The organism is Mycolicibacterium pulveris, assembly GCF_010725725.1.
Classification (GTDB): Bacteria; Actinomycetota; Actinomycetes; order Mycobacteriales; family Mycobacteriaceae; genus Mycobacterium; species Mycobacterium pulveris.
This window is the reverse complement of sequence record NZ_AP022599.1, coordinates 4363068-4382086: the sequence shown is the minus strand read 5'-3', so window position 1 is coordinate 4382086 and position 19019 is coordinate 4363068. Positions and strand designations below refer to the sequence as shown.

Below are 19019 nucleotides of genomic sequence, written 5' to 3'. Positions count from 1 at the left end.
TCAACCCAGCGTCTCGGACGTCGAACCGCGTCGAGTATGTCAGTGTGAACACAGACCCGTCACCTGTTTCACCGGCCCCCGTTTGCGGCGGCGGTGCCAGCGGGTAGAAACGCGGGGGCAGACGTCCGGGGTGATGACACATGAAGCGGCTGGCGGTGGCGGCGGCTGTCGCCACCATCGGCGTCCTGCTCTGTCTCGTCGCGTGTTCGACCGGTCAGCGCGTCGATCTCGGGGACGACATGTCGGGCAACCTCATCGCCGCCATCTCCGGTGAGCCCGACCTGCTCGACCCGCACAAGACGACCGCGTACTTCTCGTTCGAGGTGTTGGAGAACGTCTTCGACACGCTGGTCGAGCCCGACGAGAACCTGGAGATGCGGCCGGCGCTCGCCGAGTCGTGGGACGTCAGCCCCGACCAGCTCACGTGGACGTTTCGGCTGCGCCCCGGTGTCACGTTCCACGACGGCAGCCCGTTCACGGCCGACGACGTCGTCTACTCCTACCGTCGGATCATCGTCGAGAAGCTGGCCAACGTCGACAAGTTCAGCGCCGTCGCCGATGTCACAGCGGCCGACCCGCTGACCGTCGTCGTTCACCTCGACCGGCCGACGCCGAACCTGCTGACCAATCTCGGCGGTTTCAAGGGCATGGCCATCGTGTCGCGCCGCAACGTCGAAAGCGGTCAGATCGCCACCCACCCGGTCGGCACCGGCCCGTTCGAGTTCGTGGGCCAGAAGAGCGGTGACTCGATCACGCTAAGGGCCAACCGGTCGTATTGGGATGGGGCACCGCCCATTTCGGGTGTCACCTTCCGGTTTATCTCCGAGCCTTCCACCGCGTTGTCGGCGCTGCAGGCCGGTGAGATCGACTGGACCGACGCGGTGCCCACCCAACGCGTCGCGCAGCTGCGCGACGACGACTCGATCACGCTGGCGGTGACCGAAAGCAACGACTACTGGTACCTGGCGCTCAACGAAGCCCGCGCACCCTGGAATGACGTGCGGGCGCGTCAGGCGATCGCCTACGGCATCGACCGCGCCGCGATCGTGGCGGCCACCAGCTACGGCACCGCGACCGCGAACCAGCTCGCGATCCCCGAAGGCAACCCGTGGTACACCCCCTATGACCGGTACCGCTACGACCTGGACACCGCCCGGTCGCTGCTCGAGGATGCCGGCGTCGGCGACGTCGACCTCGACCTGCTGGTCACCAGCGAGTACCCGGAAACCGTCACCGCCGCGCAGATCGTCGCCGACAACCTTGCGCCGCTTGGGATCACGGTGAACATCCGCACCGTCGACTTCGCCACCTGGCTCGACGAGCAGAACACCGGCGATTTCGACATGCTGATGATGGGCTGGCTGGGCAACATCGACCCCGACGACTTCTACTACGCCCAGCACCACTCACAGGGCACCAGCAACGCGCAGAAGTTCTCCGATCCCGAGGTCGATCGGCTGCTGGACGCCGGCCGGGTGGAGACCGACCGGCAGGCGCGGGGCGCGTTGTACGACAGCGCCGCCGCGTTGATCGCCGACAAGGTCAGCTACATCTTCTTGTACAACCCGTCGGTGATCCAGGCGTGGACACCCGAGCTGAGCGGGTACCACGCCCGCCGCGATGCCGCCGTCCGGTTCCGCACGGCCGATCTGGCGCACGGAGACAACCGATGACCCGCGTGCTGACGCATCCGGTGGTCCGGTTTCTGGCGCGCCGGCTGCTGTATTCGGCGGTGGTGATGGTCGGCGTGCTGGTGGTGGTGTTCGCGCTGGTGCACCTGGTGCCCGGTGATCCGGTCCGCATCGCGTTGGGCACCCGCTACACGCCGGAGGCCTACGCGGCGCTGCGCCAGGCCAGCGGGCTGGACAAGCCGATGCTCGAGCAGTTCTTCGGCTATCTCGGCTCGGCGTTGACGGGCGATCTGGGGGTGAGCTTTCGCAACGGTGACCCGGTGACGCTGATCCTGCTCGAACGGCTTCCTGCCACAGTGTCTCTCGCGGTGGTCGGTATTCTCATCGCGCTGCTCATCGCGCTGCCCGCCGGCATTTTCTCGGCGCTGCACGAAGGCCGGCTCAGCGACACGATCGTGCGGGTGGCCAGTCAGTTCGGTGTCTCGATTCCCGACTTCTGGATGGGCATTCTGTTGATCGGGCTGTTCGCGACGACGCTAGGCTGGCTGCCGACGTCGGGCTACCGGCCGCTGCTGGAGGACCCGGCGGGCTGGTTGCGTCATATCGTGTTGCCCGCGTTGACGGTTGGTCTGGTGGCCGCGGCGATCATGACCCGCTACGTGCGTTCGGCGGTGCTGGAGGTCGCGGCCACCGGCTACGTCCGCACCGCGAGGTCGAAGGGTCTGCCGCCCGCGGTGGTCACCTTCCGCCACACGGTGCGCAACGCGCTCATCCCGGTGTTGACCATCACCGGCATCCAGCTGGCGACGATCCTCGGCGGGGTCATCGTGGTCGAGGTGGTCTTCGCGTGGCCGGGGCTGGGCCGGCTGGTGTACAACGCCGTTGCCGCACGGGATTACCCGGTGATCCAGGGCGCGGTGCTGCTGATCGCCGCTTTGTTTCTGCTCATCAACTTGATCGTGGACGCGTTGTACGCCGTCGTCGACCCGAGGATCCGGCTGTCATGAGCGCCGACGCGGACCGGGGAACGCGGGTGGCGTCGTGGCGGCTGCTGCTGCGTAACCCGGTGACGGCCGTCAGCGCGGCGGCGCTCGCGGTCATCGTGTGCGTCGCGCTCGGCGCGGATTGGCTTGCCCCGTACGGCGTCAACGATGTGGACGTGCCCAACGCGCTGCGGCCGCCGAGCGGTGCGCACTGGTTCGGCACCGACGAGCTAGGGCGCGACGTGTTGTCGCGTGTGCTGGTCGCGATCCAGGCGTCGCTGCGGGTGGCGGTGGTCAGCGTGGCGTTCGCGGCGATCGCCGGCGTGATCATCGGGGTGGTCTCCGGTTACCGCGGCGGGTGGCTGGACGCGGTGCTCATGCGCGTCGTCGACGTGATGTTCGCCTTTCCGGTGCTGATTCTGGCGTTGGCGGTGGTGGCGATCCTGGGCCCGGGGGTGGCGACGACGATGTTGGCGATCGGCATCGTCTACACGCCGATCTTCGCCCGGGTGGCCAGGGGCAGCACGTTGAGCGTGCGTTCGGAACCGTTCGTCGCGGCGTCACAGAGCATGGGCACCGGAAGCGGTTACATCCTTGGGCGCCACATCCTGCCGAACATCGCCGGACCGCTGGTGGTGCAGACGTCGCTGTCGTTGGCGTTCGCCATCCTCGCCGAGGCGGCGTTGTCGTTCCTCGGGCTGGGTCTGCAGCCGCCGCAGCCGTCACTGGGGCGGATGATCTTCGATTCGCAGGGCTTTGTGACGTTGGCCTGGTGGATGGCGGTGGTTCCCGGCGCCGCGATCGTCGTGATGGTGCTGGCGTTCAACCTGCTCGGCGACGGGCTTCGGGATGTGCTGGATCCCAAGCGCCGCACGCTGATCGAGGCGCGGAGAAACCAGTGACCGATCCCACCTTGAGCGTGCGCGACCTGCGGGTGGCGATCGGGCGTCGCGAGATCGTGCGCGGCGTCTCGTTCGACGTCGAAGCCGAGCAGACGTTGGGCATCGTCGGCGAGTCCGGGTCCGGCAAGACGATGACCGCGCTGGCCGCGACCGGGCTCCTCGATGCGCCGGGTGCCGTCGTCGCCGGCACCAGCACACTGGGCAGCACGAACGGCACGGGCGCCGTGCAGCTTGTCGGCGCGTCGGCGCGCGTGTTGCGCAGCGTGCACGGCGGCCGGATCGGCTTCGTGTTCCAGGACCCTTCCACGTCGCTGAACCCGCTGCTGACCATCGGCCGTCAGATCACCGAATCCGTTGAGACGCACCGCCGTTCGACTCGACGGGAGGCACGAGCCCGGGCACTGGAGCTGCTGGAGGCCGTCGGGCTGCCGCAGCCGGAGTCGCGGCTGGACAGCTATCCCCATCAGCTCTCCGGTGGGCAGCGGCAGCGGGTGATGATCGCGGTCGCGTTGGCGTGCAGCCCACAGCTGCTGATCGCCGACGAACCGACCACCGCGCTCGACGTCACGACGCAGGCGCAGATCGTCGGGCTGGTACGCGATCTACAGCGTGACTTCGCCACCGCGGTGATCTGGATCAGCCACGACCTCGGCGTGATCGGCCAGGTGGCCGACGACGTCACGGTGCTTCAGGACGGTTCGGCGGTCGAACAGGCGGGCATCGTCGACATCTTCGACCGCCCACAGCATCCCTACACCCGCGAACTGCTGGACGCCCGGCCGCTGGTCGGGCACGCCGGGCCGGCGCCGGTCACCGGTGCCGAGGTGCTGCTGGACGTCGACGGCCTCGACGTGCGCTACCGGGTGAGCACGCCGATCGGCACGCGGACCGTGCACGCGGTGGACCGTTTGTCGTTTCGGATCCGGCGGGGCACCACGCTGGGGCTGGTCGGGGAATCGGGTTCGGGCAAGTCGACGGTCGCGGCCGCGCTGACCGGTCTGGTCAAGCCCGACGCCGGTAGCGTCACGATCGGCGGTGCCGACGTGCTCGGGGTGCGTCGATCCGCGGTCAAGGCGTTGCGCAGGCGGATCAGCATGGTCTTCCAGGATCCGTTCTCGTCTTTGAATCCCCGCGTTCGCGTGGGTGTTTCGATCGCAGAGCCGCTGAAGGTACACAAGATTGCGCGGAGCCGACAGGCGCGCAGGGCTCGGGTGAGCGAGTTGCTCGAGCTGGTCGGGCTCTCGGCGTCGTTCGCCAGCCGCTATCCGCATGAGCTGTCCGGCGGTGAGCGTCAACGCGTGTCGATCGCACGGGCGCTGGCCGGCGAACCGGATCTGGTCATCCTCGACGAAGCCACTGCCTCACTTGATGTTTCGGTACAGGCGCGGGTGTTGGATTTGCTGACCCGGCTGCAGCGTGAGCTGGGGTTGACCTACCTGTTCATCGCGCATGACCTGGCGATCGTGCAGCGGATGAGCCACGACGTTCTGGTGCTGCGCGACGGTACCCGGGTCGAATACCGTCCGGCCGCCGAGTTGTTCGCCGCGCCCGAACACGACTACACCCGCGAGCTGCTGGCCGCCGTCCCGCCCTCCACTCCGTCCACCACCCCGCCGAAATAGCATTCCGGGTCGCTGCGGCGGCGATCGAACAACCGTGGCTTCACGCTGGCGCGCGGGTGGGCGTGAGAAGGTCTTGAACCATGACTCAACTCGGCGGCAAGGTCACATTGGTCACCGGCGCGTCGGCGGGCTTGGGCGCCGCGGTCGCGCAGTTGTTCGCCCAGCGCGGCGCGACGGTGTTCGGGATCGCGCGCGACGCCGAACGGATGGCGGGGGTCTTCGCCGACGTGCCGGGCGGCCGGTACGCCTCGGTTGACGTCACCTCGTCGCAGGCGTGCCTCGACGCGGTGTCGCAGTGCGTCGCAGCGTTCGGCCGGCTCGACGTCCTGGTCAACGTCGCGGGCTTTCACCAGATGCGCCACACCACGACGGTGACCGACGAGGACTGGGACCGCGATCTGGCGGTCAACCTGAACGGGCCGTTCTACCTGTGCCGCGCGGCGCTGCCGCATCTGCTGGAGAGCGGCGGCAACATCGTCAACGTCGCCTCGATCGCGGGCGTGGAAGGCGAGGTGTACTCGGCGGGCTACTGCGCTGCCAAACACGGGCTGATCGGCCTGACCCGTGCCCTGGCCGTCGAGTACACGAAAGAGAAGATTCGCGTGAACGCCGTCTGCCCGGGGGGAATGCCGACCGCGCAGACCACCGAGTTCACCGCACCCGAGGGCGCCGACTGGGATCTGATCATGCGGATCGCCTCGCCGCGCGGCTTCATGGACACCGTCGACGTCGCCAAGGCGATCGCGTTCCTCGCCAGCGACGACGCCGCCGCGATCCACGGCGCGGTGTATCGGGTCAACAACGGGAAAGGCGCGGGCTAACGAGGTTGCGGCGGATGGCCCCCGTTACTTGGTTTGCGCCGAATTCTGCACCAGGGCTGTGGTTTTCGTAAGATCGCGACCCTGGTGCAGATTTCGGCGGGCCGAGATCGCCGAAGTCAGAGCAGTTTGTGCTCGATCACGGTGGTCAGCCGTGGCTTGCGCCAGTTTCCGGTGACGGCTTCGATGCGCACACCCATCTCGCCGCCCGCGATCTCCAGCGTGCCGATCTGGTTGCGAAAGTGCGGCACGGTGACGGGTCGCCACCGAAGCCGCGGCATCCCCACCTTGGTGGTCCGCACGAGCGCCTTGCCGACGGCCTCGACGAACCGGGTGTGGCCTAGCCGCAGCACGACCCGTTCGATCGCCGACGGCTCCTTGCGCAGCCCCGAGCACACCACCTGCCAGATCTTGGTGCCGGCGTTGGCGGTTTCGTCGGGCAGCTCGACCTCGCTCACCCAGCAGTGGTGCACGTCGCCGCCGAACAGCACCATCGAGTCGGGCGCCGATCCGCGCTTGCCGCCGGCCACCTCGATGACCAGATCCTCGAAGCCTCGGAAGCTATCCTGAAAGCACGCCCAGTGGTCGAGGTTGGCGGCCATGCGCACCTTCTCCCCCAGCCCGGCCAGCCGCCTGCCCCACGCACCGTCGCCGACGGCCTCCGACCAGGCCTCGATGTGGTGCATGCCGTAGGGCAACAGGATCGGCAGTGAACTGGCGAACAGCAGATGCTGGTAGTTGCCGTCGGCGTTGGCGGTGATCCAGGCCCACTCGTCGTCGGTGGTGACCCGGCGGTGCCCCGGCGTAAGTTGCCGCCCCGAACGGGCGTCAACGACGATCAGCCGCGCCGCACCGAGATCGCGGCACATGCTGAAATGCGATACCCCGTCGTCTTTTTCCGCCATCAGCGCGAGCTCCCGGATCGGCTCCACGCCCTGCCGGGTTTTCACGACTCGTTGAAATGTCTGGTCTTCGGCCAGCTCGGCGGGCGTCATGTTGCCGAGGTGCTGATAGATCCAATAGGCCATCAGCCCGCCGATGATCCGGGTCTGATACCAGTCGGTCCTGCGCTTCTCCTCCAGCCACGCCTGCGACGTGTTCCACTTGTCGTTGATCTCGTGGTCGTCGAACATCATCGACGTCGGGATGGTCGAAAGCATCCACCGCACAACGGGATCGCGCCAGGCGTCCCAGTAGCCGATGCAGTACTCCTCGAAGTCCTCGAGCACCTCGACCGGGCCGTCGGCGTGCACCTCACGGTCGGCGACGAGATCCTTGATCGTGTCGTTGACCTGATCGGCGTAGAGCTGGTCGCCCATCATCAGCAACGCGTCGGGCCACAACGCCGACGGCTGACGCAGCATGCGCAGGCCGTAGGTGCGCAACACGTCGACGCCCTTGCCCTTCGGGTGCCACCAGTGTTGGTAGGTGTAGGGCGGGTGGTGCGGGGCCGACGCACGGCACGACCCGAACAACAGCCGCAACGAGCCGTCACGCGGCATCAACCGCACCCGCGGCTGCGGCAGCTCGTAATCCGCTGGCGGCCAGGCCATCTGGCCGTCGAGGTGAAGCTCGTAGGGATGCTCGCGGTCCGGGTCCAGCCCGGTCACGCAGACGATCGCGAAATGATGCCCCTCGACCTCGAACGTGTCCGCCCGGTGCCCGAGGATCTCGACTTCGCACGGCGCATCTGTCTCGACCCAGATGGTCGCGTCGGTCTCGCCGACGTGGCGGAGCAGCGGTCCTACGCGAACCTCGGGCATCGCCCCATCATGCATCACCTAATTGACGGCGATGCACGTTCTGGAGCGATGCCCGCGGCGCGATCTCAGTGCTCTGGCCGCCGGCGTCCGAGGTAGAACGCCATGCCGATGGCGCCGAATCCGAGCGTGCCGATCACGCCGGCCGCGACCATCAGGAACACGTCGCGCCCGGTCAGGCCGGCCGAGGACGACTCATCCGACGCCAACCGGAGGCGGTAGTCGCCCGGCAGCGGACCCTCTTGGGGTTCCTCGAGGCCCGGGAACTGCTGGGTGCGGTGCACCTCGAATTGCCGTTCGCCGGACGGCGTCTGGGTCCACACACCCCATGCCGGTGTCGCACCGTCGAGCAGCACCTTGCGCTCACCGAAGCGGGCGTCCTCGCCGACGTCGACGATCCGGCGGACCCGGAACGGCTCGTACACCGCATCCGAGTAGCGCACCTGCACGGGCACGTTGTCGTAGCGCAGCACCGGCGGCGGAGGCGGCGGCAACGGCACCCCGACGCCCGGGTAGTAACCGCCGCCGAAGAAGCTGCCCACCGCGATGTTGGTGATGGCCTGCGTGGTGTCGATGGCCGCGTTGACCGGGGCCAGGATCGCCGCGGTGAAGCTGTAGGCGGCGAACCGGGCCGCTTCCAGCACGATCCGTGACAGCGGCGGGATGTACATGATCCGCGGCCGCATGTCGTAGACGTAGACGATGCGCACCGGAGCCCGGAACGGGTTGGCGATGATGGGCCGGTAGTACTCGTCGTACTCGATCCATTCCGGACGCCACTGGCGCACGTTGCTGATGAACTCGACCTCGCGACGCTCGATGCGGCGCTCGACACCGAACTCGGTCTTGGCGCTGGCCCCGACGTCCAGCCCGGGGATCTTCAGGCTGGTTTCGATCGAGTTGGCGAAGGCCGCGACGTCCTCGGCGGCAGCAGGTTCGGGCTGCGGCTCGAAGATCGGTTCGGCGCTCTTGGCCAGCTGCACGTCCTCGACCGGGGCTTCGAGGGTCTTGGGCGCCAGTGTCTCGATCTCCTTGGCGGCCTGCGAGATCGACACCGTCGGCGTCTCGGAGTCCTCGCTGCGGGCCTCGGATTCATTCGACTCGTTGGTCTTCGACTCGCTGGTCTCCGATTCGCTGGCCGGTGCCTCGCTGCGCGATGACGGCGCGTCACTGGTTTCGGTCGCCGGCATCATCGCCTCGGACGGCGGCACCGACGTGCCCGACGTCTGCGGGGCATCGCGGTCCGCTTCCGTGGTGCGCGCGGCCTGGCTCTCGGTGCTGGGCGCAGCGGAGCCGGCCGGCGAACGCTCGGCGGCGGTCGACGGCTTCGCTTCGCTGGTAGGCGCCGGCTCGGTGGTCCCCGGCTCCGTGGTCACAGCAGTCTTCGGCTCCGTGGTGACGGCGGTCTTCGGAGCCTGGGTCTGCGTCTGCGGCGCCTGGGTCTGCATCTTCGGAGCCTGGGTCTGCGTCTGCGGCGCCTGGGTCTGCGGCTGCGGAGCCTGGGTCTGCGGCTGCGGTTCAGGCTCCGGCGCGACGACGGCCGGGGCCTGCGTCTGCGTCTTTGGGGCCTGTGTCTGCGGCTGCGGGGCCTGTGTCTGCGGAGCCTCTGCAGCCGGAGCCTGGGCCGGCTGCTGCGGAGACTGGCGTCTCGGCGCCTCTTGTTTTGGCTCCGGCGCGTCCTTCTTCGGCTGGGGAACCATGACGGTGGTCGTCGGGCCACTCGAGTCGTCGGAATCCGGCTGGGCCAGAGCCGGTGCGATACCACCGGTAAGGGCTGTCAGCGAGATGACGATTCCGGACGCCAGCACGGCGACCACGCTTCGCTTCGAGCAAAATTCAAGCGGTGCACCCATCGTGCGTCTGCTCCTTTGAAACGTGCACGTCGACTCCCCCAACGCTGGCGCCTGGTGCCAGCAGTCGCGGCGCTCGACAGTTTCATCGCTCGTCAGGCCCTCGTAGTTACACCCCGAGCGGTGTGACGAAGAATGTCCCGGCTACGGCTTGCGACGCACCGCGCCGACCGTCAGCGCGACCCCGACCAGCGCGATGAGCGGACCCAGAATGGACCAAGTCGTGGTGTTGCTCATCGGGCTGCCGCCCACGAAGCCGAAGCCCTGCAGGGCGAACAGCAACCCGAACAACGCGACGATCACACCGAGCACACCGATGGCGATCCGCATGGCTTCACCCTAGGCGCAGCGACGTCGAGCGCACGCGTGAACGACCGTGCGCGCCCGGCGACAGCAGGTCAGCGGCGACGGCTGAGGTATTTCTGGTAGGCCTCGGCGGCGGCCGCCAGCTCGGGGCGGGCGTCGAGCACGGGTTGCAGCTTGTTGCGCGCGGCCTCGCGCTTGTAGGGCAGGAACTCGGTCGGGAAGTTGCCCTCGTGCGGCTCGTAGTCGCGCAGCACCCGACGTGCGACGGTGGCTTTGTGCACCTCGTCGACCCCGTCGGCGATGCCCATCGTCGGCGCACCGGCGTACATCGCCTGGATCGGCGTGAGGTCCGTGGTGCCCAGCGAACCGAGAATGTGCAGCGCGTTGAACGACACCTCCCGCAGCACGCGCGCCATCGTGAACTTGACCGCGGCGATATCGGTGCGGGCCTCCTGGGTGGAGGTCTGGTCGATCTTCCACGCCGTCTCGAGCACGAACAGGCGCAGCATCTTGATCATCGCGTAGGACTCGGCGATCTTCTCCTGCACCATCTGGTGCTCGGCGATGACCTTGCCGTGCGACTCGCGGCTCAGCGCCCGCTCGCACATCATGTCGAACGCCAGGTTGCATTGCGCGATGGTGCGCATGGCGTGGTGAATGCGGCCACCGCCCAGCCGCCGCTGCGCCAGCACCTTCGCACCGTTTTCCGGCCCGAGGAGATGGTCGAGAGGCACGCGCACGTCGCGGTAGATGATGTGGTTGTGGTTGCGCGGCTCGGGCATGATCTCGACGCCCGGCGTCTGGCGCGGCACGACGAACATGCCGTTGGTGCACATCACGAACAGGATGTCGGCGACGCGACCCGCCGAGGTGAACCACTTCTCGCCGTTGATCACCCACTCGTCGCCGTCGCGGACGGCATGCGTCCTGAACAGGTTGGGGTCGCTGCCGCCCTGAGGCTCGGTCATCGAGTAGGCCGAGAAGATGTCCTGGTTGAGCAGCGGCTTGAGCCAGCGTTCCTTCTGCTCCTCGGTGCCGTAGGCGGCGAGCATCTCCATGTTCCCGGTGTCGGGTGCGGAGGCCCCGAACATGTGCGGCGCTCCGGGGTAACGTCCGATCACCTCGTTGAGCAGGCCGAGCTTGAGCTGGCCGTAGCCGGGCCCGCCGAGCTCCTTGTCCAGAAAAATCGCCCACAGGCCTTGGTCTTTGACCTCTTGCTGCAGCTCGCGCACATAAGCCTTGACCGCGGGATCCGGTGAGCGCACCGCATACGGAAATACGTGATCGAGCGGCTCGACCTTCTCCTCGCAGAACTGCTTGACCCAGTCGAGCTTCTCCTGAAATTCCGGTTCGGTGCTGAAATCCCACGCCATGGATGCAGTGTGTCAGCCCTGCTGTGCCCTGACCTCGCATTCGGTTGGTTGGCGAAATCCCCGCGCTACGCTGACCGGTGTTATGCAGCGGCTATTCGCTGGGGTCACGAGCGACGCGGTTTGGCGCATCGCAGCGCTCCTCCTCGTCACCGCCGTCGTCGCCGTCGGCTGCTCGGCACCGGACACGGAGTCCGCGCCCACGACCGACGCCCCATCCGCCGCGCCGACCGCTGCACCACCGCCCGCACCCGACGTCGCCCCACGCGAACTGGCCTCCGATCCCGCCCGGATCGCCGACGATCTCGTCGACGACGACCGTGTGCTGCGCGACCCGTCGTCGTCCAACCCGCTGCGGACCGCGGCCGCGCACCGCCAGCAAGCCGCCTACCGCGCCATCGGGCGGCATCCCGAGTGGGATCCGGTCGTGCGCCAGCGCATACCACCCGAGCTGCTCCAGATCTATGACCTCAACGTCGACGCGCGCCGCCAGCTGACCGCGCTGAGCGAGGGAACCGCGAAAGACACGTTGCCCGCGTGGCGCATCGTGGCGCCGACGCCGGCCGACGAACTGCGGACCTACTACGCCGAGGCGGAAGCGGCATCCGGTGTCGGCTGGAATTTCCTGGCCGCGATCAACTTGATCGAAACCGGATTCGGCCGGGTCGCCGGGGTGAGCACAGCGGGTGCACAAGGCCCCATGCAGTTCCTGCCGACCACGTTCGCCGCCTACGGGAACGGCGGCGACATCCTGTCCCCCCGCGACAGCATCATGGCGGCCGGCCGCTACCTGGCCGCGAACGGCTTCGCGCACGACCGCGACCACGCCCTATACCGCTACAACAACTCCGACCGGTACGTGCGCGCGGTCAGCGACTACGCGGCGGTGCTCGCCGCCGATCCCGCCGCGTTCGACGCCTACCACCGCTGGCAGGTCTACTACAAGACGACGGCGGGCGACGTGTTGTTGCCGATCGGTTACTCCGCGACAGCGCCGATTCCCGTCGTGGAATACCTTGCGTCCCATGAGACTCCGATCGCGCAGATCTCGCCGCAAAGTGAGCAGGTCCTCGAGCGGATGCTGGCCGCCACCCGCGATGTTTCCCCCGCCGACCCGTCGGCGCGGTCCGAGACGCTCTCCCGGCTGTTCCTCGGAACGCCTTACGGCGCAGACACTTTGATCGGGTCTGCCAGTGAGCCCGAGCAGCTCGTGGTCGAGCTGGCGAACGTGGACTGTTTCACCTATGCCGACTACGTCGAAGCGCTCAAACGGGCAGACAACCGCGAGACGTTCGTCGACGCGCTCATCAACGTGCGCTACCGCGACGGTGTCGTCGCATACGAGAACAGGAAGCACTTCTTCACCGACTGGGCCGCGGTGGCGCCCGCGCTGGCGACCGACGTCACCGCGGACCTGAGCCCCGACGCGGTTCAGGTGCGCAAGAACCTGAACCAGAGGGACTCCGGCGGGGTGTACCTGCCCGGGTTGCCCGTGGTGGCGCGCACGGTCACCTACATTCCGAGCCGCCACGTCGACGACAGCGTGCTGAGCCGACTGCGCACCGGCGACTACCTCGGGGCGTTCGCGCAGGACGGTGGCCTCGACGTCACCCACATCGGCGTCTTCGTCGAGACACCGGACGGGCCGGTGTTTCGCAACGCGTCCTCGCTGAGCGCATATAACGAGGTCGTCGACCAGCCGCTGATGGAGTACCTACAAACCGTCCCCGGGGTGGTCGTACTCCGCCCGGTCGAGTAGGGCGCTCCCCGCGAACCGGTGGGCACCCGATCGGCGAACCCGCGTACACCGCGACACAAACGCGGTAATTTGCTGGAAACGTAAATTTTTCCACTCCAGCGGGTCGCCTGAGCGTGGGTAGGGGGAAGGAATCGCTATGGGTTACGCCAGCTATATCGGTCGCGTCGGGGCACTAGCGGTGACGCTGGGGGTCGGGGTGGCGCTCGCCAGCACCCCCGCCGTCGCTTTCGCCGAACCGTCGGATTCGTCGTCAACCGGCAATTCGTCCTCGACCAGCGAGTCGTCGTCGCCGAGTGACACCTCGACCGCCGGCGCGGACGCAGCCGACGGGGCCGGCGACGCTGATGCGACCGATACCGAATCGGAGGCTTCAGACCCAACCGACGACGCCACCGAGGAGGCCGACGACGGGTCCGGGGAAGCCGAGCAGGAGGCCGGAGACATCGGCGACGCGGTCGAAGAGGCCGAGGACACCGGCGACGACGCCGAAGAGGGCGGCTCATCCGAGGACGACGTGGCCGTCGACGCCTCGTCCGACCTCGAGTCGACCGAACCCCCCGCGGCAGGCAACCACGAATCCCGCTCCGGTACACAGGATTTCACTGCCGCCATCGAGTCATTTGTGAACGCGGCCGCCGAGCGATTTACCGGCCCGCAGAAGCCGGAGTCGCAGCCGCAAGACACCGGCGCGGTGGCCGAAAACCCGGTGAAGGAGTCCGCGGGCTCCACCACAACCACGGTGCTTACCTCCACGGCGACAAGCACATTCGCGGCGCTGGCCGCGCCCGAAGCAGCGATCCCGGCCGCCGCGCCGCCGCAGCCCACCCTGGTCAGCCTCGTCACGGAGGCGGTGGAAGCGGTGCTGCGGCCGCTGATGGGCCTGGGCACGGGAGTACCCATTCAGATGCCGGCGCTGTGGGCGATGCTCGCGGCGGCGCGAGGCGAGTTCGAGGGGGCGTGGGGCCTGCGCACCGCACCGCCCGCGGCACAGTACACCGTCACCCAGATCTCGGGTCCGTCCGCGCAAGCCAACGGCGACACGCCCTATGTGCTGGTGATCGGCGTGGACGGCACCAACCTGAGCAAGATCCTCGCCGATCCCGAGAACGACAAGTTCTTCGAGCTGATGGATCAGGGCACCACCGCCCCGGCCAGCATCGTCGGGCACACCACGATCTCGCAGCCGTCGTGGTCGGCGATTCTCACCGGCGTGTGGGGCGAGAAGTCGGGTGTGGTCAACAACGTCTTCACTCCCCAGCCCTACGACAATTGGCCGACGGTGTTCAACCTGCTCGAGTCGCATGACCCGAACATCGACACCACCGTGATCGCGAACTGGAATGTCATCGCCGACATCGCCAACGCCGGTTCAATTCCCGTCGACACCACCGTGTTCGTCCCCCACATTCCGGGTGACACGAACTGGTTGCTCACCGACGACGCCGTCGGCCAGGCAACGGTCGAAGCGATCCAGAACGTCCCGAACGGCACCCCGACGTTCATGTTCAGCTACTTCGTCGGTGTCGACGAGAACGGACACATGTACGGCGGCGCGTCGGAGCAATACGCCGAGGCCATCCGAAACGTCGACGAGAACCTCGGTCGCATCATGGACGAGATCGCCGAGCGCGAGAAGTGCAACCCCGGTCTCTGCGAGAGCTGGACGATCCTCGTGGTCACCGACCACGGCCACCAGCCCCAGCAAGGCTTCGGCCACGGCTTCCAATCACCTTCGGAGACCGAGACGTTCGTGATCGCCAGGGGTTCGGCTTTCCAGGACGGGTTCATGAACCTGCAGTACGAGATCGTCGACACGACACCCACGGTGCTGACCCTCTTCGGCGCCACAACGCCGGACCATTTCGACGGCGTGTCCCTGACGACCCTGGGCTCGAGCGACGTCGACCCCGTCGATCTGCACCAGGCGCTGCTGGACGCGATCGCGATGAACGGATATCCCGACATCATCACCGACATCGCGCTGGGCGTGCGGACGATCTTCACCTCGATCCCGTACTTCGTCTACAACTTCACCTACGACACGATCGGTCAACTTCAGGCCATCGCCGACCAGGACATGTTCCTGGTCAGCGCATTGGCAGGCCTGGCGATCGTGCCGGTGCAACTGCTGGGCAACCTGCTGTACGTCGCGACCAACATTCCGGCGCAGATCGTCGCGCGGCTGACCGGGGTGACCGGCAACAGCATCTTCCCGCTGATCCCACCGCCGCCGTCGACGTGGCCGCCGGAACAGACGTACGTGCCGGATCTGGCCACATTGGCCTGCGGCGGGTCTGCGGCCACCGCCGGGGCGCCGTGCAACGCGGCACTCATTGCCTGACAGGGGATTTCAGGGGTTTCGTTATCGGGTGAACGCGGGCGCGACGAAACGTTCGACCACCTGACGCTCGACGTCGTTGTCGCCAATTGGCCAGACGGCCAACGACATCACGACGCGAACGATCCACTGAGCCGCGTACGGATCGGCATCGGTGATGTCGGTGAGATCGGCGGCCAGCCGGGCCAACACCGGCGATGACGGCAGCTCGGTTAGATCGCGGCCGGCGCTGAGCCCCGCCATCATCTGCCGGATGGGGTCGGACCGGATGTGCTCGATGGCGACGGTGATCGCCTGCACGACGCGCTCTGTGCCGCTGAGATCCTGAACGGCGGCGCGGACGGAGTCGACGATTCTTGCCGCCAGGCGCAGCAGCACGGCGTCACGGATCTGCGCCTTGCCCCCGGCGTAGCGGTAAATGGTGGCGCGCGAACAGTGCACCCGCGCGGCCAGCGTGTCGATGTCGAAGGCATCGAGGCCTTCGCGCACGATGAGGTCGGTGGCCGCCGCGTAGATCCGCTCCGCGGCGGCGCCACGACGTTCGCCGCCGATGAGCCAATCGTCTCGGGCCACCGGCAGCTCCTTCTACAGTCGTCAGAATTTTCTCAGAGCTGAGACAAAACTGACCTTACATCTCAGGGTTGGTGCTGGTGGGAGTGGTGTGCTGAGACGGTGCCGCCCGGGGTGTCCGACCAGGGGTTTTCAAGTTCGCCGCGGGCTATTGACGGCGACGTGGTGGCCGCTCACCTTGGTAGGCGTGGGATCTGAGCTGGGTATCGCGCTGTTCGACGACGAGTACATCCAGAACCCCTATCCGCTGTACCGGAAGATGGTGGACGCCGCGCCGGTGCATCGGATCGGCGAGTCGGGGTTCTACGCGGTGTGCAGTTGGGACGCGGTCAACGACGCGATCGCTCGGCCCGAGGATTTCTCCTCGAACCTGACCGCGACGATGACGTACCAACCCGGCGGTGTCGTGGGTGCCTTCGAGATGGAGGGGCTGGGCGGCAAGAGCCACGTGCTGGCCACCGCCGACGAACCCGCTCATGCCGTGCACCGAAAGGCGTTGCTTCCGCAGTTGGCAGCCAAGCGGATTCGCGCGTTCGAGCCGTTCGTCGACGAGACCGCGGATCAGTTGTGGGCTGATGGCGTTCACGACGGGCGCATCGAGTGGATGGGTGCGATGGCCAACCGCCTGCCGATGATGATCGTCGGGCGGATCATCGGCGTCCCGGACAGCGACGTCGACAAGCTGGTGCGGTGGGGATATGCGGCCACCCAGGTGGTGGAGGGGCTGGTGAGCAAGGAGCAGCTCGCCGAGGCCGGCGTCGCCGTCGGCGAACTCGCGGGATACATCACCGACCAGTTCCGGCGGGCTGGTGCCGACCCGCAGGACAACCTGCTCGGCGACCTCGCCGCGGCGTGCGTGTCGGGCGAACTGGACGAACCCACGGCGCAAGGGATGATGATCATCCTGTTCAGCGCCGGTGGCGAATCCACAGCGTCGCTGATCGGTTCCGCGGCTTGGGTTTTGGCGACCCGCCCCGATATCCAGGAGCGGGTGCGCGACGAACCGGATCTGCTCGGGGCGTTTCTCGAGGAGGTGCTGCGCTACGAACCGCCGTTCCGCGGCCATTACCGCCACGTGGTGAACGACACGACGCTAGCAGGCGTGGACCTTGCGGCGGGGTCACGGCTGCTGTTGTTGTGGGGAGCGGCAAATCGCGACCCGGCACACTTCGACAACCCGGACGAGTTCCGACTGGACCGACCTAACCCCAAGGGCCACATCAGCTTTGGCAAGGGATTGCATTTCTGCGTCGGCGCGGCGCTGGCGCGCATGGAAGCGACGATCGTGATGAGTCAGCTCATCGAGCAGACCTCGGCGATCGAGGCGATCGACGTGGGCCGCTGGCTGCCGAGCCTGCTGGTGCGGCGCCTCGAGCGGCTGGAGTTGGCCTGCGGATAAGTTCGCGCTGGCCGGGTTAGACGGCGCCGCCGCATCCGCCGGGCGGTGCCGGCGGTGGCACCGGGGAGCCGTCGTCGATCACACACGTCAACGTGATGGTGCTGCCGACGAACGGGGCCGGGGCGCGCAGCTGGTGCCAGTAGCTGCCGTCCGGGTACTTGATCCCGTCGCAATAGCCCCATCCCGTCGCGCCGCCGAAACCACCGCCTGGGCAGTAACCCTGGGTGGTGTTGGGCATGTGCGGGTCCATCTCTTGGTTGGCGCTGCCGGTCGCTGCTGTGGTGAGGGCCCCGGTGATAACCGCGCCGAGGAGGACCGCCGCGCTCGCACACCCGCCCAGAATCCGATTTGTCGTCATGTCGAGGTTCATGTTTCAACCCCCTGAGGAAGTAGCACCAGATTAGCGGGGTCGTTCGCCGAGTGCGGCGTAATGAGCACAAACGGCGGATCGGTCGGTTAACTGGAACTGGAGGCCGTTGCGGGGTATCCGGCGCTTACCTGGGCTAACATTCGCGACCGTGAGGAAACTGGCAGCGGCGGCAATTGGGTTCGGGCTGGCGTTCGTCTCGGCTTCGGCGGCCAACGCCGCACCCGTGCCGCTGCAGCAAGGCTCCGACTGCGACCCCAATTATTCGGGTGCCTGCGTCCCGATCGCCAGCGACGTCGACTGCGCGGGCGGCAGCGGTAACGGACCCGAATATGTGTCCGGCCCTGTGTATGTCGTCGGCGATGACATCTACGAGCTCGACCGCGACGGCGACGGATTTGCGTGCGAAGGGTAGCTCCCGCACTACGCCGGAAATAAAGGTCTTCGTCCGCACGTTGGCCTGCGCGTTCAACTGAACAGGCGTGTGCCACCATAAGGTGCCGCACAGCCCCGGGGCGGTAGCTCAGTTGGTCAGAGCTGCGGACTCATAATCCGTAGGTCGCGGGTTCAAGTCCCGCCCGCCCCACCACTTATTGGAACTCGTCAGGCACCTGCGATCAGGATGCGGGCGCGAAAGCTGTCTATCTGCCGTTGATCGACTCCTCGCTCACGAAGCCACCCGATAGGTCCGCCGCGATGGGAATCGAGTTCGTCGAGGACCGCCGCGATTCCTTCGGACGGCGTGCTGAACAGCCCCGGCGGCGCCTCGGCCAGCCGACGGCGGAACTTCGAGCGCTTCGCCGGGGCAACCGTTTCGACCATGCGTTCCATCACGGCGGCCATGTTCGGGCTAGTCGCGTGATAGTCGGTCACAATCTCCGCTCGTGCCACCTCCGCGGCAGCGAGAAGAACGGCGACGAGCACGCCGGTGCGGTCCTTACCCGCGACGCAGTGCACGAGGGTGGGACCGTCGGCGCCGAGAATCAGTTCGAAGATGGTGGCGATGTGTGTGCCGAGTTCGCTCAGAATCCGTTGGTAGAGAACGGCGATGTCGAAGGCGGCGCCGCGCAGCAACGCCGCCGACGGGTCGGCATCGGCGGCCATCGGAAACCATACGACCCGGGTGCCGTCGGCCTCCAGCGGGTGACCGACGTGACGGCTCGTCGCCGATCGGAGATCGAGAACCAGCGAAGGCGGCCACGCCACCGAACTCGGGATCAGGTCACCGGGGTGCGGGGCATCCGACCGCAGGAGTAGGCCGCCGCGCAGCCGTCGCCCACCGGCGCTGCGCAGGCCACCGAGATCCCGAAGGTTGGCCAGGTGCGGTGTCGGTCTCGCGTTCAC

At 67.4% G+C, this 19019-nt stretch carries 16 protein-coding genes, 1 tRNA gene and 1 pseudogene; 11 read left to right on the top strand and 7 right to left on the bottom strand.

From position 1 onward, the window contains the following. Positions 1-140 precede the first annotated feature (140 nt). From G6N28_RS21200 to G6N28_RS21180, 5 genes are all read left to right on the top strand, one after another. Positions 141-1673, top strand: coding sequence for an ABC transporter substrate-binding protein (locus G6N28_RS21200; RefSeq protein WP_163903706.1), 1533 nt, complete (start codon positions 141-143; stop codon positions 1671-1673). After that, complete coding sequence (locus G6N28_RS21195) at positions 1670-2638, top strand: ABC transporter permease (protein WP_163903703.1); 969 nt, start codon at positions 1670-1672, stop codon at positions 2636-2638. The genes G6N28_RS21200 and G6N28_RS21195 overlap by 4 nt, the downstream gene beginning before the upstream one ends. Next, positions 2635-3516, top strand: coding sequence for an ABC transporter permease (locus G6N28_RS21190; RefSeq protein ID WP_163903701.1), 882 nt, complete (start codon positions 2635-2637; stop codon positions 3514-3516). The genes G6N28_RS21195 and G6N28_RS21190 overlap by 4 nt, the downstream gene beginning before the upstream one ends. Then, positions 3513-5138 (top strand): dipeptide ABC transporter ATP-binding protein, encoded by a 1626-nt coding sequence (locus G6N28_RS21185; protein ID WP_163903699.1) that lies wholly within the window; start codon positions 3513-3515, stop codon positions 5136-5138. The genes G6N28_RS21190 and G6N28_RS21185 overlap by 4 nt, the downstream gene beginning before the upstream one ends. 80 nt (positions 5139-5218) lie before the next feature. Beyond that, positions 5219-5959 carry an SDR family NAD(P)-dependent oxidoreductase gene (locus G6N28_RS21180; RefSeq protein ID WP_163903696.1) on the top strand — a complete coding sequence of 247 codons (741 nt, stop codon included), beginning with the start codon at positions 5219-5221 and terminating at the stop codon, positions 5957-5959. Positions 5960-6075: 116 nt separating this feature from the next. Here G6N28_RS21180 and G6N28_RS21175 read toward each other — a convergent pair whose 3' ends face one another. From G6N28_RS21175 to G6N28_RS21160, 4 genes are all read right to left on the bottom strand, one after another. Then, positions 6076-7719 (bottom strand): DUF7800 domain-containing protein, encoded by a 1644-nt coding sequence (locus G6N28_RS21175; RefSeq protein WP_163903694.1) that lies wholly within the window; start codon positions 7717-7719, stop codon positions 6076-6078. 65 nt (positions 7720-7784) lie between these two features. Beyond that, positions 7785-9569, bottom strand: coding sequence for a hypothetical protein (locus G6N28_RS26775; protein ID WP_170307912.1), 1785 nt, complete (start codon positions 9567-9569; stop codon positions 7785-7787). 141 nt (positions 9570-9710) lie between these two features. Continuing rightward, a complete protein-coding gene (locus tag G6N28_RS21165) occupies positions 9711-9896 on the bottom strand; it encodes a hypothetical protein (RefSeq protein WP_163903692.1) in 186 nt (61 codons plus the stop codon). A gap of 68 nt (positions 9897-9964) precedes the next feature. Continuing rightward, entirely contained in the window at positions 9965-11245 is a 1281-nt protein-coding gene (locus tag G6N28_RS21160) for an acyl-CoA dehydrogenase family protein (RefSeq protein ID WP_163903690.1), read from the bottom strand. Between the two features lie 82 nt (positions 11246-11327). On the opposite strand from G6N28_RS21160, the pseudogene G6N28_RS27195 reads away from it, so the two are divergent. The 3 genes and pseudogenes from G6N28_RS27195 to G6N28_RS21150 all read left to right on the top strand — a co-directional run. Next, positions 11328-12269: pseudogene (locus G6N28_RS27195) on the top strand (transglycosylase SLT domain-containing protein); the annotation flags it as partial. A gap of 51 nt (positions 12270-12320) precedes the next feature. Further along, positions 12321-13001, top strand: coding sequence for a DUF1460 domain-containing protein (locus G6N28_RS27190; protein ID WP_235674788.1), 681 nt, complete (start codon positions 12321-12323; stop codon positions 12999-13001). Between the two features lie 136 nt (positions 13002-13137). Beyond that, complete coding sequence (locus G6N28_RS21150; protein WP_163903686.1) at positions 13138-15342, top strand: alkaline phosphatase family protein; 2205 nt, start codon at positions 13138-13140, stop codon at positions 15340-15342. Positions 15343-15363: 21 nt separating this feature from the next. Here G6N28_RS21150 and G6N28_RS21145 read toward each other — a convergent pair whose 3' ends face one another. Next, positions 15364-15912 carry a TetR/AcrR family transcriptional regulator gene (locus tag G6N28_RS21145; RefSeq protein WP_163903684.1) on the bottom strand — a complete coding sequence of 183 codons (549 nt, stop codon included), beginning with the start codon at positions 15910-15912 and terminating at the stop codon, positions 15364-15366. A gap of 184 nt (positions 15913-16096) precedes the next feature. Here G6N28_RS21145 and G6N28_RS21140 point away from each other — a divergent pair, with 184 nt between their 5' ends. Beyond that, complete coding sequence (locus G6N28_RS21140) at positions 16097-17308, top strand: cytochrome P450 (RefSeq protein WP_235674650.1); 1212 nt, start codon at positions 16097-16099, stop codon at positions 17306-17308. 16 nt (positions 17309-17324) lie between these two features. On the opposite strand, the gene G6N28_RS21135 is transcribed toward G6N28_RS21140, so the two are convergent. Then, positions 17325-17666 (bottom strand): hypothetical protein, encoded by a 342-nt coding sequence (locus G6N28_RS21135; RefSeq protein ID WP_407665021.1) that lies wholly within the window; start codon positions 17664-17666, stop codon positions 17325-17327. A 160-nt stretch (positions 17667-17826) separates the two neighbouring features. On the opposite strand from G6N28_RS21135, the gene G6N28_RS21130 reads away from it, so the two are divergent. Together G6N28_RS21130 and G6N28_RS21125 are read left to right on the top strand one after the other, a co-directional pair. After that, positions 17827-18090 carry a hypothetical protein gene (locus G6N28_RS21130; RefSeq protein WP_407664989.1) on the top strand — a complete coding sequence of 88 codons (264 nt, stop codon included), beginning with the start codon at positions 17827-17829 and terminating at the stop codon, positions 18088-18090. 97 nt (positions 18091-18187) lie between these two features. Next, positions 18188-18264, top strand: a tRNA-Ile gene (locus G6N28_RS21125). Between the two features lie 14 nt (positions 18265-18278). Here the strand turns inward: G6N28_RS21125 and G6N28_RS21120 are convergent. Further along, positions 18279-19019 carry a tyrosine-protein phosphatase gene (locus G6N28_RS21120; protein ID WP_163903682.1) on the bottom strand — a complete coding sequence of 247 codons (741 nt, stop codon included), beginning with the start codon at positions 19017-19019 and terminating at the stop codon, positions 18279-18281.